Annotated in this window: 14 protein-coding genes; 4 read left to right on the top strand and 10 right to left on the bottom strand. The window is 64.4% G+C overall.

Annotated elements, in window-relative coordinates; all coding sequences use genetic code 11:
• Positions 1-57 precede the first annotated feature (57 nt).
• Entirely contained in the window at positions 58-1,254 is a 1,197-nt protein-coding gene (locus tag ML540_RS10170) for a pyridoxal phosphate-dependent aminotransferase (protein ID WP_243360568.1), read from the bottom strand.
• 218 nt (positions 1,255-1,472) lie between these two features.
• On the opposite strand from ML540_RS10170, the gene ML540_RS10165 reads away from it, so the two are divergent.
• Complete coding sequence (locus ML540_RS10165) at positions 1,473-3,452, top strand: peptidase U32 family protein (RefSeq protein WP_243360564.1); 1,980 nt, start codon at positions 1,473-1,475, stop codon at positions 3,450-3,452.
• 219 nt (positions 3,453-3,671) lie between these two features.
• Positions 3,672-4,100: a WapI family immunity protein gene (locus ML540_RS10160; protein WP_243360562.1), complete on the top strand. Its 429-nt coding sequence runs from the start codon at positions 3,672-3,674 to the stop codon at positions 4,098-4,100.
• 68 nt (positions 4,101-4,168) lie between these two features.
• On the opposite strand, the gene ML540_RS10155 is transcribed toward ML540_RS10160, so the two are convergent.
• The 3 genes from ML540_RS10155 to ML540_RS10145 all read right to left on the bottom strand — a co-directional run bounded on the left by ML540_RS10155 (position 4,169) and on the right by ML540_RS10145 (position 7,559).
• A complete protein-coding gene (locus tag ML540_RS10155; RefSeq protein WP_243360560.1) occupies positions 4,169-4,540 on the bottom strand; it encodes a hypothetical protein in 372 nt (123 codons plus the stop codon).
• A gap of 108 nt (positions 4,541-4,648) precedes the next feature.
• Positions 4,649-6,949, bottom strand: a complete 2,301-nt coding sequence (locus tag ML540_RS10150) for a penicillin-binding protein 1A (protein WP_243360557.1) — start codon at positions 6,947-6,949, stop codon at positions 4,649-4,651.
• Between the two features lie 37 nt (positions 6,950-6,986).
• Entirely contained in the window at positions 6,987-7,559 is a 573-nt protein-coding gene (locus ML540_RS10145; RefSeq protein WP_423747885.1) for a zinc/iron-chelating domain-containing protein, read from the bottom strand.
• 315 nt (positions 7,560-7,874) lie between these two features.
• On the opposite strand from ML540_RS10145, the gene ML540_RS10140 reads away from it, so the two are divergent.
• Positions 7,875-8,234 carry an iron-sulfur cluster assembly scaffold protein gene (locus tag ML540_RS10140; RefSeq protein WP_243360553.1) on the top strand — a complete coding sequence of 120 codons (360 nt, stop codon included), beginning with the start codon at positions 7,875-7,877 and terminating at the stop codon, positions 8,232-8,234.
• A 70-nt stretch (positions 8,235-8,304) separates the two neighbouring features.
• Here the strand turns inward: ML540_RS10140 and ML540_RS10135 are convergent, their stop codons facing one another.
• From ML540_RS10135 to ML540_RS10110, 6 genes are all read right to left on the bottom strand, one after another.
• Positions 8,305-8,757 (bottom strand): hypothetical protein, encoded by a 453-nt coding sequence (locus tag ML540_RS10135; protein WP_243360551.1) that lies wholly within the window; start codon positions 8,755-8,757, stop codon positions 8,305-8,307.
• 74 nt (positions 8,758-8,831) lie between these two features.
• Positions 8,832-9,059 carry a hypothetical protein gene (locus tag ML540_RS10130; RefSeq protein ID WP_243360549.1) on the bottom strand — a complete coding sequence of 76 codons (228 nt, stop codon included), beginning with the start codon at positions 9,057-9,059 and terminating at the stop codon, positions 8,832-8,834.
• 66 nt (positions 9,060-9,125) lie between these two features.
• Positions 9,126-9,776: a peroxiredoxin gene (locus tag ML540_RS10125; RefSeq protein ID WP_243360547.1), complete on the bottom strand. Its 651-nt coding sequence runs from the start codon at positions 9,774-9,776 to the stop codon at positions 9,126-9,128.
• Positions 9,777-9,837: 61 nt separating this feature from the next.
• Positions 9,838-12,417, bottom strand: a complete 2,580-nt coding sequence (gene glnD / locus ML540_RS10120) for a [protein-PII] uridylyltransferase (RefSeq protein ID WP_243360545.1) — start codon at positions 12,415-12,417, stop codon at positions 9,838-9,840.
• Between the two features lie 49 nt (positions 12,418-12,466).
• The gene (locus ML540_RS10115) at positions 12,467-12,805 is read right to left on the bottom strand and encodes a P-II family nitrogen regulator (protein WP_243360542.1); all 339 of its coding nucleotides are present in this window, start codon (positions 12,803-12,805) and stop codon (positions 12,467-12,469) included.
• 12 nt (positions 12,806-12,817) lie between these two features.
• Positions 12,818-14,038: an ammonium transporter gene (locus tag ML540_RS10110; RefSeq protein ID WP_243360539.1), complete on the bottom strand. Its 1,221-nt coding sequence runs from the start codon at positions 14,036-14,038 to the stop codon at positions 12,818-12,820.
• Positions 14,039-14,693: 655 nt separating this feature from the next.
• Between ML540_RS10110 and ML540_RS10105 the strand changes: the two genes are divergently transcribed.
• Positions 14,694-16,313: an ammonium transporter gene (locus tag ML540_RS10105; RefSeq protein WP_243360537.1), complete on the top strand. Its 1,620-nt coding sequence runs from the start codon at positions 14,694-14,696 to the stop codon at positions 16,311-16,313.
• Positions 16,314-16,320: the final 7 nt, after the last annotated feature.

Raw genomic sequence — 16,320 nt, 5'->3', positions numbered from 1 at the left:
GATTGCGTGTCAAGAAAAACGAGAGCCGCCCACACGCGAGCCGGGGAGGCGGACGCCCTACTCTTTCTCCATCCCGATGTTGGCCCGCGCGAACCCTTCGGCCGCGTTCTCGATCACCGTCTTGTCCACGCAGAAGGTCAGGCGGAAATACCCCGGCATGCCGAATCCCGTGCCGGGCACGGCCAGCACCCGCTGCTCGCACAGCTTCGTAACGAACGCGATGTCGTCGCCGCCGGGCGCTTTCGGGAAGAAATAGAAGGCGCCGGCCGGCATCACGTACTCGTACCCGGCCGCGTCCAGCACCTTGGCCATGGCCGCGCGGCGCTCGTCGTAGATGCCCACGTCCACCTGGCTGCCCAGCGATTTCAACAGGATGGCCTGCCCGATGGCCGGGGCGTTCACGTAGCCCAGGATGCGGTTGGCGAAGACGATGCCATTCATCAGCTCGTCCTTGCCGGGCATGTCCGGAGCCAGGGCCACGTAGCCGATGCGCTCGCCCGCCAGGGACAGGTTCTTGGAGAACGAGCTCACCACCACCGTGTAGGGATAAATCTTCGGCAGCGACGGCACCTCGGCCCCGTCGTAGGCCAGGAACCGATACGGCTCATCGGACAGGAGCAAGATGGGCTTCACGCGCTTGGCGTTCAGCGCCTTGAGCCCACGGGCCAGTTCCCGCAGGATCTCCTCGGAGTAGATGACGCCCGTGGGGTTGTTGGGCGAGTTGATCATGACCACGCGGGTCTTGTCGGTGATGGCCCCGAGCATGGCGGACACGTCCAGGTCGAACGAGGGCAGCGACACGGGGGCCGTGACCAGCCTGCCGCCGTGGTTGCCCACGTAGAAGCCGTACTCCACGAAATAGGGCCGGGGGCAGAGCACCTCGTCGCCCGGCTCAAGCACCGCCCGGAAGAAGGCGTTGATGCCCCCCGCCGCGCCGCAGGTGAGCAGCAGGTCGGAGGCCTCGAACTTGACGCCCTGCTCCACGCTTACCTGGACGGCCAGGGCCTCGCGCACGTGGGGGTATCCGGCGTTGGGCATGTAGCCGAAGGCGAAGGGCTCGGAGGCGCGCGTGGCCAGGTCCGCCAGGCACTCGCCCACCACGGGAGGCGGCGGTAGGTCCGGGTTGCCCAGGCTGAAATCGTACACCCGGTCAGCCCCGTGCAGCTTCTTCATCTCCGCGCCCTGCTCGAAGATGCGCCTGATCCAGGATCCCTTGCTCAAGGCCTCGGAAATCTCCGCCGACAGCATGCTCATATCCGGCTCCGTATGCTTGCTTGTATTTGTGATGCGAGGAATTGACGACGATACCCCGCCCCGCCCCATACTTCAAGCTTGCCTAAACCGGCCGGAGAGGGTAGATATCCGCCGCCTTCTTTGAAAACCGCGCCGATTCGGCGTTCATTATGCGTTGCCGGCGCCCGCGACCGCATGCGGGCCTTTACAAACCTGTTTTCACCCTTATGTGCCCGACCATGAACCACATTCCCGAAATTCTTGCTCCCGCCGGCGACGCCAATTCCTTCCTTGCCGCCCTTGCCGCCGGAGCCGACGCAGTCTACTGCGGCCTCAAGCATTTTTCCGCCCGCATGCAGGCCGAAAACTTCTCCATCCAGGAGCTGGCGCGGCTGACCACGCTGGCCCACAACATGGGCCGCAAGGTCTACGTGGCCATGAACACCCTGGCCAAGCCCGGTGAGGAAGCCAAGGCCGGACGCCTGGCAGACCGCCTGGCCAAGGTGGTCAAGCCCGACGCCATCATCGCCCAGGACCTGGGCGTGGCCGCCGTGATCCGCCAGGCCGGGTACACGGGCGAAATCCACCTCTCCACCCTGGCCAACGTGTCCTCCCCCACGGCCCTGTCGCTCATGCCGAGCCTCGGCATCAGCCGCGTGGTGCTGCCGCGCGAGCTCAACGTGGACGAGATGCGCCTCATGGCCGAAGCCTGCCCCGAAGGCGTCGATCTGGAAGCCTTCGTGCACGGCGCGCTGTGCCACAACGTGTCGGGCCGCTGCTGGTGGTCGAGCTTCCTCGGCGGCAAGAGCGGGCTTCGCGGCCGCTGCGTGCAGCCCTGCCGCCGGGTGTTCACCCGCAAGGGCCAGCCGGGACGCTACTTCTCCTGCCAGGACCTGTCGCTCGACGTGCTGGCCAAGGCCCTCTTGACCATCCCCCAGGTGAAGGCCTGGAAGATCGAAGGCCGCAAGAAAGGCCCCCACTACGTCTTCTACGCCACCACGGCCTACAAAGTGCTGCGCGACTCCCCGGACGACCCGCAGGCCAAGAAGGCCGCGCTCTCCTACATCGAGCAGGCGCTGGGCAGGCCCACCACCCACTACGGATTCCTGCCCCAGAAGTCCCGCGACCCCGTGGACTCCCAGGCCCAGACCGGCTCCGGCAAGCTGGTGGGACGCCTCACCATGAGCGAGGCCCGCAAGTACTTCGTCAACCCGCGCCAGCCGCTTCTGGCCGGAGACCTCCTGCGCCTGGGCTACGAGGACGAGGCCGGCCACCAGGTGGTGCGCGTCACCCGCTCCATCCCCAAGGGCGGACGCTACGATCTGACCCTGGCCGGCAAGGGCCGCGAGCGTCCCCGTGCGGGCATGAACGTGTTCCTCATCGACCGCCGCGAGCCTGACCTTGTGCGCCGCATAAACGCCCTGGAGGCCGAGCTGAGCAGGATTCCCGAGGTGGACTCCGTGGAATCCTCCTTCGAACCCACGTTCCCCAAGCCCTACCGGGCCCCGCGCGGCGTTCGGGCCGAATCCATCCACATCTGGCGCCAGCCCCCCAAGGGACCGGCCAAGGGCACTGCGGGCGTGTGGGTGTCGGCCACCAAGACCCAGCATCTGCCGCTTGGGCGCGCCGCCTCCACCTGGTGGTGGCTGCCCCCGGTCGTCTGGCCCAACGAGGAAAAGGACTTCCTGGACATCCTGGAGATCATCCTCAAGCGCGGCGGCAAACGCTTCGTGCTGAACGCCCCCTGGCAGACCGGGCTCATCGGCCGCAAGCGCCGCGAGATGGAGCTGTGGGCCGGGCCGTTCTGCAACGTGTCCAACCCGCTGGCCCTGAGCAAGCTCAAGGACATGGGCTTCGACGGCGCCGTGGTCAGCCCGGAGCTCTCCGGCGAGGACATCATGCGCCTGCCCAAGATGAGCCCGCTGCCGCTGGGCATCGTGACCCACGGCCTGTGGCCGCTGGGCATCAGCCGCACCATGACCCCGGAAGTGAAGTCCTGCGAGCCCATCTCGAGCCCCAAGGGCGAAGTGTGCTTCGTGACCCGCTACGGCCAGAACTTCTGGATCTACCCCAACTGGGAGCTGGATCTCTCGGAGAAGGAAGAGAATCTGACCAAGGCCGGATACCTGCACATCATCCACATGAGGGAGCCCCTGCCCAAGACCATTGAGAGGAAGGAACGCGGCTGCGTGTTCAACTGGGAGATCGGGGTGTTGTAAAGAATACTTCCGGCTGCCTTTGAAAAAATGACCGGGAGCGCGGCAAAACCGCGCTCCCGGTTTGTTTTTCTTGGAGAACGGGATCAAGTTATCTAGAATTCCCCCTGTCCCCCTGACGTCAAACGGCGATGCCCCGGCACTAACCAGAGACGAAATGGGCTACAACTATATTTTTATTCCAAAATGATCATAAAACAACGGCACGCTGGAATGACAAACATGACCCTTCACTTTGATGGCGGGTGGATCATACTCACCACTCAAGGATATGAATACACATCAGCCACAGACTACCACGATGCAAACTGGCTAAGATGCAACTTAGAGTTTAAAATTGACGGCTTGACAGGAAAAGAAAATATTTTTTTCTTAACGACAGACATCATCTCATTCAAACATGAACTACAAATACTAAATAAATCTCTACAAGGTTCCGCCGTACTATCCAGCACGGACAACGATACCCGCATAGAAGTCAAATCTGGCTCAAGAGGAGACCTAACTGTATCCGGCCACATCACAAAAATTGGCACTGCACAATACAGTATCGATTTCAACGCCACCTCTGATCAAACCATGATGACAAGATGTTTAGAGGACCTTCAACTAATCTCTGAACAATATCCGACGATCAATATCCCAAGCTAACCATTGACGAATCACCGTAGGGACTGGTCCCTTTGGCCGCCGGAGGCTCTTCCCTCGTCCTTCCTGACCTACGCCTTCTCGAACTTCATGATGAACCGCTCCAGGTCGTTGGGCTCACCGTCCTGGTAGTCGTCCGGGTACAAAAGCGCCTGCATGAAAAAGATGCTCTCCAGGTCCAGCGCCATGTTGGCCCGGCGGGCGAAGTCCTTCAGCCCGGCGCGCAGGCGTTCGCTCACCGGGTCGTCGCCCTTGAGATAGGGTTCGGCGTGCTCGGGCATCTCGGCCAGCAGCTCGCACTTCTCCATCATGTTGAAGCGGTGGGTGTCCTTGTCGCCCTTGTTGTGCAGGGCGTCCATGGCCGCGGCCTCCAGCTCCCGGATGGAGCGGGCGGTTTCGCGCACCTGGTCCAGAACGTGTTCGATGCCGGATTCGTGTTCCATAGGCTTACTTCTCCCCAGAAGCGTTTGACCCAGCCCCGGCGGAACGCGCACGCGCGGCCGGGGGCTCCAAAACCATGAACCCGGTCCGTTTCCGGACCGGGTTCATCATCAATACATCTGCTTGAGCAGTTCCTCGCCCGTAGCCAGCGGCGCGTTGGGGTCGGAGAAATTGACGTTGCCTTCGCCTCCGATGATGCCGGCGTAGGCGCTCTTCTCCTGGCCTTCCTTGAAGGGCATGGACACGCCGTCCACGCTGCCCCACACGATGCCCGGAGGCTGGGGGAAGTCCTCGGTGGGATAGAACGGCTCCACGGCCAGGCGGTATTCGATGAAGGCGGGCAACGCGGTGGTGCCGCCGGATTCGCCCTTGCCCAGCGACTGCAGCTGGTCGAAGCCGATGTAGACGCCGGTGAGCAGATAGGGGGAGAAGCCCATGAACCAGACGTCCTGCTCGTCGTTGGTGGTGCCGGTCTTGCCCGCAAGGGGCTTGCCGATGACCATGGCCTTGCCCGCGGTGCCCGCGCGCACCACTTCCTTGAGCATGGCGTCCATGATGAAGGCGGTCTGGGGGGACATGGCCTCGTGGTATTCGGGTTCGGACTTGTAGAGATCCTCGCCGCCCGGCCCCTGCACGCTCATGACGAAGCGCGGCTTCACCTGCACGCCGCCGTTGGCGAAGGCGGTGTAGGCCTGGCAGAGGTTGATCAGGTGCACCGCGCCCGCGCCCAGCGAAATGGGCAGGTAGGGCCCGAGCTCCGACTCGATGCCCATGGCCTTGGCCCGGGCGATGACCTTCTGGATGCCGATCTGCTGGGCCACCCGGATGGTGACGAGATTTCGCGACTTGGCCAGAGCGGCGCGCAGGGTCATGGGGCCGAGGAATCCGCCCTCGTAGTTCTCGGGCTTCCAGACTTTGTGGGTAATGGGGTCTTCGTAGACGAAGGGGCTGTCCATGACCACGGTGCCCGGGGTCATGCCTTCGTCCATGGCCGCCGAGTAGACGATGGGCTTGAAGGCCGAGCCGCACTGCCGCAGGGCCTGGGTGGCGCGGTTGAACTGGCTCTTCTCGAAGGAATAGCCGCCCACCACGGCCAGCACCTCGCCGGTCTTGGGGTCCAGGGAGGCCATGGCGCCTTGAACGTCCGGCTCCTGCTGGAGGATGAGGTCCTCGCCGGCGCGGGGGGCCTTGGCGGACTTGCCCTTGCCCTTGGGGTCCTCGGGAGCCAGGGACACGTAGACCACCTCGCCGGGCCTGGGACCCTTGCCGCGCGTCCAGCCCAGGTATTTGGCGTCGATGAGGCCGGTGTTCTTTCCGTACTTGACCACCAGGCCCTTGCCGGAGGCTTCCGTGACCAGGGCCTTGATCCACTGTCCGGACTTGAGCGCTTCGGGGTTCACGTCCTGGGCCAGGAATTCGTTCCACTTGTCGGGGGTGAGGGTGTCCAGCGTGCCCCGCCAACCCCGGCGCTTGGACGAGGCCACCAGGGCGTTTTTGAGGGCCTTCTCGGCGGCTTCCTGGTGGAACAGGTCGCAGCCGGTGGTCACCTTGAGGCCTCCGGTATAGACCATGTCCTCGCCGAAGCGCTCCACCAGCCAGCGGCGCACCTCTTCGAGATAGTAGGCGCCCACGCCCCAGTTCTGCTCGTCCATGCTCTTGAAGACCAGCTGCTCCTTGACGGCGGCGTCATGCTCCTGCTGGCTGATCCAGCCAAGCTCCAGCATGCGGCCCAGGACGTAGCGCTGGCGGGCCTTGGCCGCTTCGAAGTCCTTGAGGGGGCTGTAGCGGCTGGGGGCCTGGGGGAGCCCGGCCAGGATGGCGGCCTGGGCCAGGGTCAGCTGGCCCACGTGCACGCCGAAGTAGGTGCGCGCGGCCGCCTCCACGCCGTAGGCGCGCGAGCCGAGATAGATCTGGTTGAGATAGATGGTGAGGATTTCGTCCTTGGTGAGGTAGCGCTCCAGGCGGTAGGCCAGGATGGCTTCCTTGAGCTTGCGTTTGAGGCTCTTTTCCGGGGTGAGCAGCAGGCGCTTGACGATCTGCTGGGTGATGGTGGAGCCGCCCTGCCTGATCCCGCCGTGCTGGAGGTTCTTGAGGAAGGCCCGGAAGATGGCCAAGGGGTCCACGCCTTCGTGGATGTAGAAGGAGGAGTCCTCGGCGGCCAGGAAGGCCTTGGGCAGAAACGGCGGCATCTCGCCCAGGTTGGCCAGGAAGCGCTTCTCGGCGAACAGGTTGCCCAGCACCTTGCCGTCGCGGGTGAACACCGTGGACACCACGGGAGGTTTGTACTCGGTCAGGTTCTTAAATCCCGGCAAATCGCTGGCCGCCCAGAAATAGACGCCCACCAGCCCCACGCCGGCGCCCACGATGCCGAGCGCCACAAGTATGGCAGAGAAAAGCAAAAATTTACGCATTGTTATCCACTTTTTCCCGTATGCATCCGGGGTATTCTCACTCGTCGCTCGGGGCCATTCCCCAGGCCATGCGCATGCGTCCATGCAACTCGAGGACCACGGCGCGGGTCGTTTCCAGCAAGGGGAGCATCTTCATCACGGTGCGGCCCTCATGGCAGGCCAGGCACGTCTTGACGTCGAAGGCCGCGACGGCCCCTGCCGATACCCAAAACGGGAACAGACGGCAATAATAGGGTCTGGCCTCACGGGTCAGAACGCACCCGGTCGGGCCGAGAAAAGTGCAGGAGCCGTCCGGGAGCGTGGCCAGCCGCAGGTGCTCGCCGTGATGCGGGAAGACCGTGGCCAGATGCGCCTTGTCGCGCGGGAACAGGCGCAGCAGGTTGTCCAGGAACGACTTGGAATTGGGCGAGCCGGTAAGCCCGCCCTTGCTCGGGCCGAATTCCACGATGCGCTGGCGCTCGATCTCAGAGACGGGAAAGCAGAGGTCCTCCTCGCCCGGGGTCAGGCGGCAGCAGGTGGGATTGACCAGGGCGCAGCGCGCGCACACCTGGGCGTCGGCCAGGGGGCGCGGCGCGGCGGCTTTCGGGTCTGATCGTCTGGTCACTGGCATATCCTCGACATTTTCCGGCGCGTGTTCCGACCCCATTTATGACCCTGGAAGCGATGTGGCAATCCCTCATTGCGGAATCGGCTCGGCGAAGGGCATGTGAAATTTTTCTCGTTACCCCCCCTCATTTTCCATTGACCTGCAAAAAAGAGGGAGCTATCAGGGCCGCGGCAGTGGTGAGGTATTGGCGACGCATCCCGACTGAACCTTTTGGTCCTATTCCATCCAGTCTCTTGCGCCGCCTTGGAGCATGCATGCGCTTGCGCGTTGCGGCTCCTTGGTAGCAACCGAAGTATATAATCCCCCAGAGGTTTTCCTATGAAGTCCACCAAGAAGGACTCTTTTGCCGACGTGATTCGTCCTGTCGATAATTGTAACGCCGAAGGCGTACATGGCTGTACCACCTGCAAGAAGGCCATCACCGTCCAGCTTCGCATCGTCGATGAAGTCGTGGCCGACGCCGGAGGCAAGGCCGAGGGCTGCTTCTACAGCCGCCAGTGCCTGGCCGCCCTGATCAACATGGTCAAGGGCAAGTCCATCTACGACCTCTACCCCCTTACCAATGAAGACCTTCGTCCCGCCCTCTCCGTGGTGAAGGACGACTACGACTGCGACGTCTTCACCATCGGCGCGCTGAAGCTTGCGCTGCGCGATTGGGAAAAGAAAGCAGCCGCGTAAATCTGGACCGCTGCCAAAAAGGCCGCCGCGCGTAAGCACGGCGGCCTTTCTTGTTTTCGCGAGGCTGAAATCAGTCGCGGTAGCGGATGATGCCGATGATGGATATCTCGAAACGGTCGAAAGGCTTGTCCGGCAGCTGCACGCCCGAGAAGGCCAACTCGTGGCGGGCGTTCTCCACCGCCCGCACATGAACCTTGGCCACACGCCCCTGGCCGTCGAAGAGGAAGATGAAGAAGCGCCAGCTGCTCCAGCGTTCCATGTTCGCTGAGTCGGCGAGCGTCAGCGTCCCGGAGGCCAGGTAGCCGCCCTGCGGTGACTTCTCCAGGACCACCCTGGCGTTGAAATGGGAATCCAGCAGTTGGTATTCGCCGGAGGCGTCAGCCCCACGCACCTCTCCCCCGTCGCGCAACAGCCCCTGCACGCCCTGGGGCGGCAGCCGGTCCTGCGTCCAGTCGGCGCGGCAGTCCACGCCGGATGCGAGCACGCACATCGCGGCCACGGCCGCAAGCAGAAAATACTTCATACGATCCTCCGCAAGGGCCCAGAATACTCCGTGGCGCGGCTTTCCACAAGCCGCCGGACCGCCCGGCCCGGATGTCAGGCCGTCTGGCGCAGCTTGTCCGCGCCGAGCGCGGTCACCCGGAAGCCCCGGTCGCCCCGCTCCACCAACCCCTTGTCCCCGAGCGCCCTGGCCACCAGGCGCACCCGGTACAGGGGCAGGCCGAGGGCCTGGGACACGGCCTCCTCACTTCCGAGTTCCCCGAGGGCCGAAAGCACGGCGCGGCCGATCCGGGTGAGTGACCCGTCCGGCTTGACGCAGGCCACGCCTAGCGCCCCGTCCTGTCCGCAATCGACAGCAGCATCATGTGGCAACGATCCGGGACGGAAACACTAGAGGCTCTTGCGGCAGTAGAACCAATCCAGGCACTCGACGCCCTGGTCCTTGGCCCGCTCCTCCGCCGCATCCTGGGTGCGGGGCGCGGGCACGATGACCTTGTCTCCGGGCCGCCAGTTGGCCGGGGTGGCCACGCCCTTGGAATCGGTGGTCTGGAGGGCGTCCACCAGGCGCACGATCTCGTCGGTGTTCCGCCCTGTGGTCAGGGGGTAGTAGATCACCGCTCGCACGGTCTGCTTGGGGTCGATGACGAAGACGCAGCGCGAGGTCTCGGTCTTGGATTCGCCCGGCATGATCATGCCGTAGAGCTCCGCCACCTGGCGCGACAGGTCGGCGACCACCGGGAATTCGATCCTGACGCCGAGTTTTTCCTCGATGCGCCTCACCCAGGCGATGTGCGCGAAGATGGAATCGATGGACAGCCCCAGCAGCTCGCATCCCCGGTCGCGCAGCGCCTGGTGGATGTCCGCGAAGGCCAGGAATTCGGTGGTGCACACCGGAGTGAAGTCGGCCGGATGGGAGAAGAACACCAGCCAGGAGCCCTTGAAGTCCTCCAGGCGGATGACTCCGTGGGTGGACTCGGCCTCGAAGGCCGGGGCGGGTTCGCCGATGCGGGGCAGGCGCGGTGGGCAGGGAGCTTGGTCCATGGTGTCCTCCGGAGAACGGGATAGGATCACTCCTACCCCAGTCGGGAGGAAAAAGTCCACTTCAAGCCAGGCTGGCCAGCACGATGCGCGACATTTCCTCCCGGCTGGCCGGCTCCGTAACCTTGCGGCCCTTGTCGCCGCGCACGTAGAAAACGTCGTGCACCTCCAGGCCCAGGGTGTCGATCTTGGCCATGTGCACGTGCAGACGCAGGGAATCCAGGGCCACGGCGATATCGTACAAAAGCCCCAGGCGGTCCGAAGCGTAGACCTCCACCACGGTGAAGTATTCCGAAGACTCGTTGTCCACGCGCACGCGCGGCCGGATGCCCATGTCCGGAGCCTTTGGAGCCAGGGGGGAAGCCCGTTTTTCCTGGATGCGGTAGTCCAGGGAGAGCTTTCCCGTGAGCGCGTAGCGCACCGCCCGGCGCACCCGGGCCCAGAGTTCGTCGGGGAAGAGGGTGTCCGGCGGGTTGGCGGTTTCGTAGGTGTGGATTTCGGTCGAGTCGCCCCACAGGAAGAAGTCGGCCGAACGGATATTGACCCCGTGCAGGGCCAGCACCCCGGCCATGGTGGCGAACAGGCCCGGCTGGTGGCGCGCCACCAGGGTCACGGTCCAGCCGTCCCCGGCCGGGGACGGCGCGCTCTCGATGACCGCAACGCCCGACCCCGCCTTGCCCGCCGGGCGCATGCGCGAATCTTCCTCCAGGGCATCCTCCAGGTGGGAGAGAAGCCCCAGGTCGCCCATGATGGCGGACGCGCCGCGCGTGAGCAGGTACCGGGGCGGCATGGCGTCCAGGTATCCCTCCAGGCGCTCGGGCGGGAACATGGTCCCGGCCTTGGCCCGGAGCTTGTCGCGCAGGGAGAGCATGGCGTGGGCGTCGGTTGCGTCGAACAGCCCTCCCCCGTCCAGCACGGAGAGTATCCTGCCATGGAGCCCGCCGATGAGGCTCGCCTTCCAGTCGTTCCAGGCCGAGGGGCCGGTGGCCACGGAATCGGCCATGGTGAGCAGGAGCAGCATGTCCAGGCGCTCGGGCGTGCCCGCGCGCTGGGCCATGGCCGCCAGCACGTCGCTGTCGGAGATGTCGCGGCGCATGGCGGTGTCGGCCAGGGTCAGGTGCCTAAGCACCAGGAAGCACACGTCGGACACGGCCTCGTCGTCCAGGCCGAAGCGGGTCAGGGCCTCTCGGGCCAGGTCCACGCCCTTTTCCGAGTGCGCCCCGCCAAGGCCCTTGCCGATATCGTGGAAGAGCGCCCCCAGGAGCAGCCGCTCCGGATGGGGAAGGCGCGAATATATATGATGGTAGGGGTGCTCGGGCAGAGCCGCCTTGCGGATCTCCAGCATGGTCTCCAGGGTGTGGCGGCCCACCGGGTGGATGTGGAACATGTCGTACTGCACCATGTGCTGCACGCGCCCGAACTCGGGGATCACCGCCCCGAGCACTCCGGTCTCCAGCATGTCGGTGAGGGCGGCCTCGCCGTGGGGCTCAAGCATCGCCTTCACCAGGAGTTCGAAGGCCCGCCTGCCGCCCTCTTCGGTGGCCGCGAAGCGTTCCAGGGACGCGATGCCCGCCTCCAGGCCGCGCCTTGCCCGAAGGGCCAGGGGCTCGCCCAGGCGCAGGGCGTGGCCGAAGATGTCCAGCACGTCCTCGGGGCCCACGCCCCCGGGGGACACGTGGTCGAAATCCAACCCCTCGGGCGTGAGCACGATGGCCCCGCCCAGGTGCTTGCCCGGCTCGACCGCCACCGGCGGTCCCCAGCCCAGCACCGGCCAGAGCGCCCGGTGCACGGTGCGCACCTCGGCCATCACCCGGTGCAGCTCGGTGAGGAAGGCTTCCACGTCCAGGATGCCTTCCGAGGCGACGAAGCCCAGGCGTCCGGCCAACTCGCGCTGGGCGTCCAGGCTCAGGCGGTCGTCCTTGCGCCCGGCCAGGATGTGCAGATGGTTGCGCACCACCAGTAAGAATTTCAGATGCGCCTCGAGGACCTCCAGCCATTCGCCCGGGACGCCCCCGCCGCTCAAGCGGGAGAGCGCGTCCAGCCAGCGGACCTGGTGGATGTCGCGCAGCCCGCCCAGGGCCTCCTTGAGGTTGGGCTCGAGCATGCCGGAGGCGTCGCCGTAGCTGGCGGCGCGGGTGATGTTGTGTCCGGCCAGCCAGTCCTTGAAGGCCGCCCCCTTGCCCGGGAACAGGCGCTGGTCGCGCTGGCGGATGAAACGCGTGAAGACCGCCTCGTCCCCGGCCAGGAAGCGGCAGTCGATGAGGGATGCGAACACCTGCCAGTCGGTTCCGGCCAGCTCGAAGCACTCCTCCATGGAGCGCACGCCGTGGCCCAGCTCCACGCCCAGGTCCCACAGGGGGAAGAAGACGTCCTGGGCCAGGGCCTTGGCTTCCTCGGGGACTTCATCCTTATAAAGGATGAGGGCGTCGATGTCGGAGCGAGGGCAGAGTTCCGAGCGGCCGTATCCACCCACGGCCATAAGGGCGAAAGGAATGCGCCGGGGGGAGACTTCCCCCAGGCGGGCGCGGAAATAGGCATCGAAGGCGTCGGAGTGCTTGCGGCAGAAGCCGGGGCCTGGATCGGTGAAAAGCTGCTGGCGCTGCCTGCCGAGGCGCTTGGCCGATTTGGATGGGTTTGGCGGCATGGGCTAAAAGGAAGGGGCCGCTTGCGCGGCCCCTTCCCGAAGGGTTGCTCTAGATGGCGTCCTTGCCGGTTTCGCCGGTGCGGATGCGCACCACTTCCTCGACGGGGGTGATGAAGATCTTCCCGTCGCCGACCTCGCCGGTGCGGGCGGCGTCCTGGACGGCCTTGAGGACGCCCGCGACCAGGGCCGCGTCGATGACCAGCTCGATCTTGATCTTGGGCACGAAGTCCACCTGGTACTCGGCGCCGCGATAGATTTCCTTGTGTCCGCGCTGGCGGCCGAAGCCCTTGACCTCGGAGACGGTCATGCCCTTGACGCCCGCGTCGGTGAGGGCCTTCTTGATGTCCTCCAGCTTGTAGGGCCGGGTGATGATCTCGATCTTACGCATGGGTTACGCTCCTTAGTTCTGATAGCCGGTTTCGCCGTGCTGGCTCACGTCCAGGCCCTTGACCTCGTCCTCATCGCTCACCCGGACCTTCACGATGGCGTTGACCACCGCCAGGATGACCATGGTGCCCACGAAGCAGAACACCCAGGTGGCGACCACGGAGACGAACTGGATCCACAGCTGCTCGGGGTTGCCGAAGAGCAGGCCGTCTCCGCCGTCGGGATTCACGGCCTTGGTGGCGAACAGGCCGGTGGCCAGGGCGCCCCAGGTGCCGCCGAGACCGTGCACGCCGACCACGTCCAGGGCGTCATCATACTTGAAGATGTGCTTGATGTTAACACCCAAGTAGCACACCACGCCGCCGACCAGTCCGATGAAGATGGCGGCCATGGGGGTGACGAATCCGGCAGCCGGGGTGATGGCGACCAGGCCGGCCACGGCGCCGGAGGCCAAGCCCAGGGTGGTGGGCTTACCGCGGTGCATCCACTCGGCCAGGATCCAGGAGAGAGAGGCTGCGGAGGCGGCCAGGTGGGTGGTGACGAAAGCGGCGGAGGCCAGGCCGTTGGCGGCCAGGGCGGAGCCGGCGTTGAAGCCGAACCAGCCGAACCACAAGAGCCCGGCGCCGAGGATGGTCATGGGCAGGTTGTGGGGGATGAAGGGCTCGTGGCCGTAGTTCTTACGCTTGCCCAGGAAGAGGCAGAAGGCCAGGGCGGAAGCGCCGGAGCTCATGTGGACGACCGCGCCGCCCGCGAAGTCCAGGGCGCCCATGGCGCGCAGCCAGCCGCCGTCGCCCCACACCCAGTGGGCCAGGGGGTTGTAGATGACCACGGCCCAGATGAGGCTGAAGAGCAGAAACGCGCTGAATTTGATCCGCTCGGCGAAAGCGCCGGTGATGAGCGCGGGGGTGATGACCGCGAACATCATCTGGAAGGCCATGAAGGCCAGGTGCGGAATGGTCTTGGAGTAGGTTTCGAAGGGCTCCTGGCCGACCGAGGCCAGGTTCATCCAGTCGAGGTTGCCCACAAGGCCGTGAACGTCGGGGCCGAAGGCCATGGAGTAGCCGAGCACGGCCCATTCCACCGAGATGAGCCCGATCAGCACGTAGCTGTGCATGAGGGTGCCGAGAATGTTCTTGGAGCGGACCATGCCGCCGTAGAACAGGCCGAGGGCCGGAGTCATCAAGAGCACCAGGGCCGCCGAGACGAGAACAAAAGCTGTGTCCGCCGCGTTCATAAGAGAGTTCCTCCTGTTGTTCGGTGATGCCCCCCCGGCAGTATCCCCTGCCGAGGGGGCCGTGTGCCTTCCAGTTTGGAACCGGTCGTATCCTGCCTGATCAGCCCGGCTTGGTCGGCACGGCTAGAGAAATAGCGACGGTTTTACACTTTTGCAAGTTTTTTTCTAAAACTGACAAAAAAATTATTTTCGTTCATAATTGTCGACACTCTCCCTCGCCCACCCGGGCAGCCCCGGCACTCCGCGCGGCGCACCTTGGCCCGCCATGGAAGCTCAGCATAAAAAACATATTATTACAGTATATTATGACAACCCACCCCCTCTCATCATTTTGGAAACAAGCAGAGCACCGCACCAGGAATAAGAATTAATCCGGATTTAAAATTTTACAAAAGTGAGAATTTTGCCTTGAATTTGCCCAAATCCGACTTTATGGTCACTTCCGACGGCCACCGAAAGCGACCTCATCACCAGACTTTCCGGCGACCGTTTCTGGCCCACACCGCCCGTCATGTTGCCCGAAGGGAGGATGAAAATGCTTACGTTTCTCGACTCTTCCTAGGTTTTCACCTTCCTCAGGTTCAAGCGACCGGCGCCTCCATCATCTCGTACAATTTCGTCAAACATGCTCGAAGCCCAAAATGGGGATCAGGAAATGCAGAAGCTCCTCTCGACATTTCTCGTAACAATCCTGCTTCTCCTGGCCTGCGCGCCCATGGCCGCATACGCCCAGGAAGCCAAACCCGAAACATCGGCCGCCGAAGCACCGGCCGCCGAACCGGCCAAGCCGGATCCCACCGGCGCCAACATCGGCACGGCAGCCGATATCGTGGGATACGCGGCCAACGGCCCCACCAAGGAAGACCTGGCCGCCATGAGCGAAAAGGAACCCCTGGCGGCCAAGGTCGCCGAGGCAGCCGGCAAGAACAAGATCTCCATCAACTTCACCTGGACGCTCATCTGCGGCTTCCTGGTCATGTTCATGCAGCTTGGCTTCGCCCTGGCTGAAACGGGCTTCACCCGCGCCAAGAACGCCGCCCACACCATGACCATGAACTTCATGGTCTACGGCATCGGCATGCTCGGCTACTGGATATGCGGCTACGCCCTCCAGATGGGCGGCGCGGGCCCCTTCGCCACCCTGGGCGGCGGCGGAACCATGGATACCGAGTTCGCCATATCACTTTTCGGAAAGGACTTCGGCATCTTCGGCCTCAAAGGCTTCATGTTGGGCGGCGACGCTTACGACGTGGCCATCTTCACCATGTTCCTCTTCCAGATGGTGTTCATGGACACCACCGTGACCATCCCCACCGGGGCCATGGCTGAGCGCTGGAGCTTCAAATCGTTCGTGATCTACGGATTCTTCATGTCCATGCTCATCTACCCCCTTTACGCCAACTGGGTCTGGGGCGGCGGCTGGCTGGCCATGCTGGGCAAGAACTTCGGCCTGGGACACGGCACCGTGGACTTCGCCGGATCCTCCGTGGTGCACATGACAGGCGGCGTGGCCGCCCTGGCGGGGGCCATGGTCCTCGGCCCCCGCATGGGCAAGTACGGCCCCGACGGCAAGGTCAACGCCCTGCCCGGCCACCACATCCCCATGGCCATCGCCGGATGCCTCATCCTGGCCTTCGGCTGGTTCGGCTTCAACGCCGGCTCCACCCTGGCCGGTTCCGACCTGCGCATCGGCGTGGTGGCCACCAACACCATGCTGGCCTCGGCCGCCGGGTCCGTCACGGCCATGTTCTACATGTGGATCTTCTACGGCAAACCCGACGCGTCCATGTCCGCCAACGGCCTGCTTGCAGCCCTTGTGGCCATCACCGCGCCCTGCGCCTTCGTCACCGCCGGGTCGGCCGTACTCATTGGAGCGATCGCCGGCGTGCTCCTGTGCGTCAGCGTCTTCTTCGTGGACCGCACCCTGAAAGTGGACGACCCGGTGGGCGCCATCTCCGTGCACGGGGTCAACGGCGCCTGGGGCCTGCTGGCCGTGGGCATCTTCGCCGATGGCACCTACGGCGACGCCTTCAACACCGTGGATGGCACCGTCAAGGGCCTGCTCTATGGCGATTCCGGCCAGTTTCTCGCTCAGTGCATGGGCGTGGCCACGAACTTCGTGTTCGTGTTCGTCGCCTTCTTCGTCTTCTTCAAGGTCCTCAACGTGTTCATCAAGAACCGGGTCACCCCCGAGATCGAACGCGAAGGACTGGATGCGGCCGAGGTCGGCGTCGTCGCCTATCCCGACTTCTCCTTGAACAAGACCCATCGCTAAGGAGCGC

The sequence above is a fragment of the Fundidesulfovibrio terrae genome, assembly GCF_022808915.1.
Classification (GTDB): domain Bacteria; phylum Desulfobacterota; class Desulfovibrionia; order Desulfovibrionales; family Desulfovibrionaceae; genus Fundidesulfovibrio; species Fundidesulfovibrio terrae.
The sequence above is the reverse complement of the archived record's forward strand: the minus strand, read 5'-3'. Positions and strand labels throughout refer to the sequence as shown.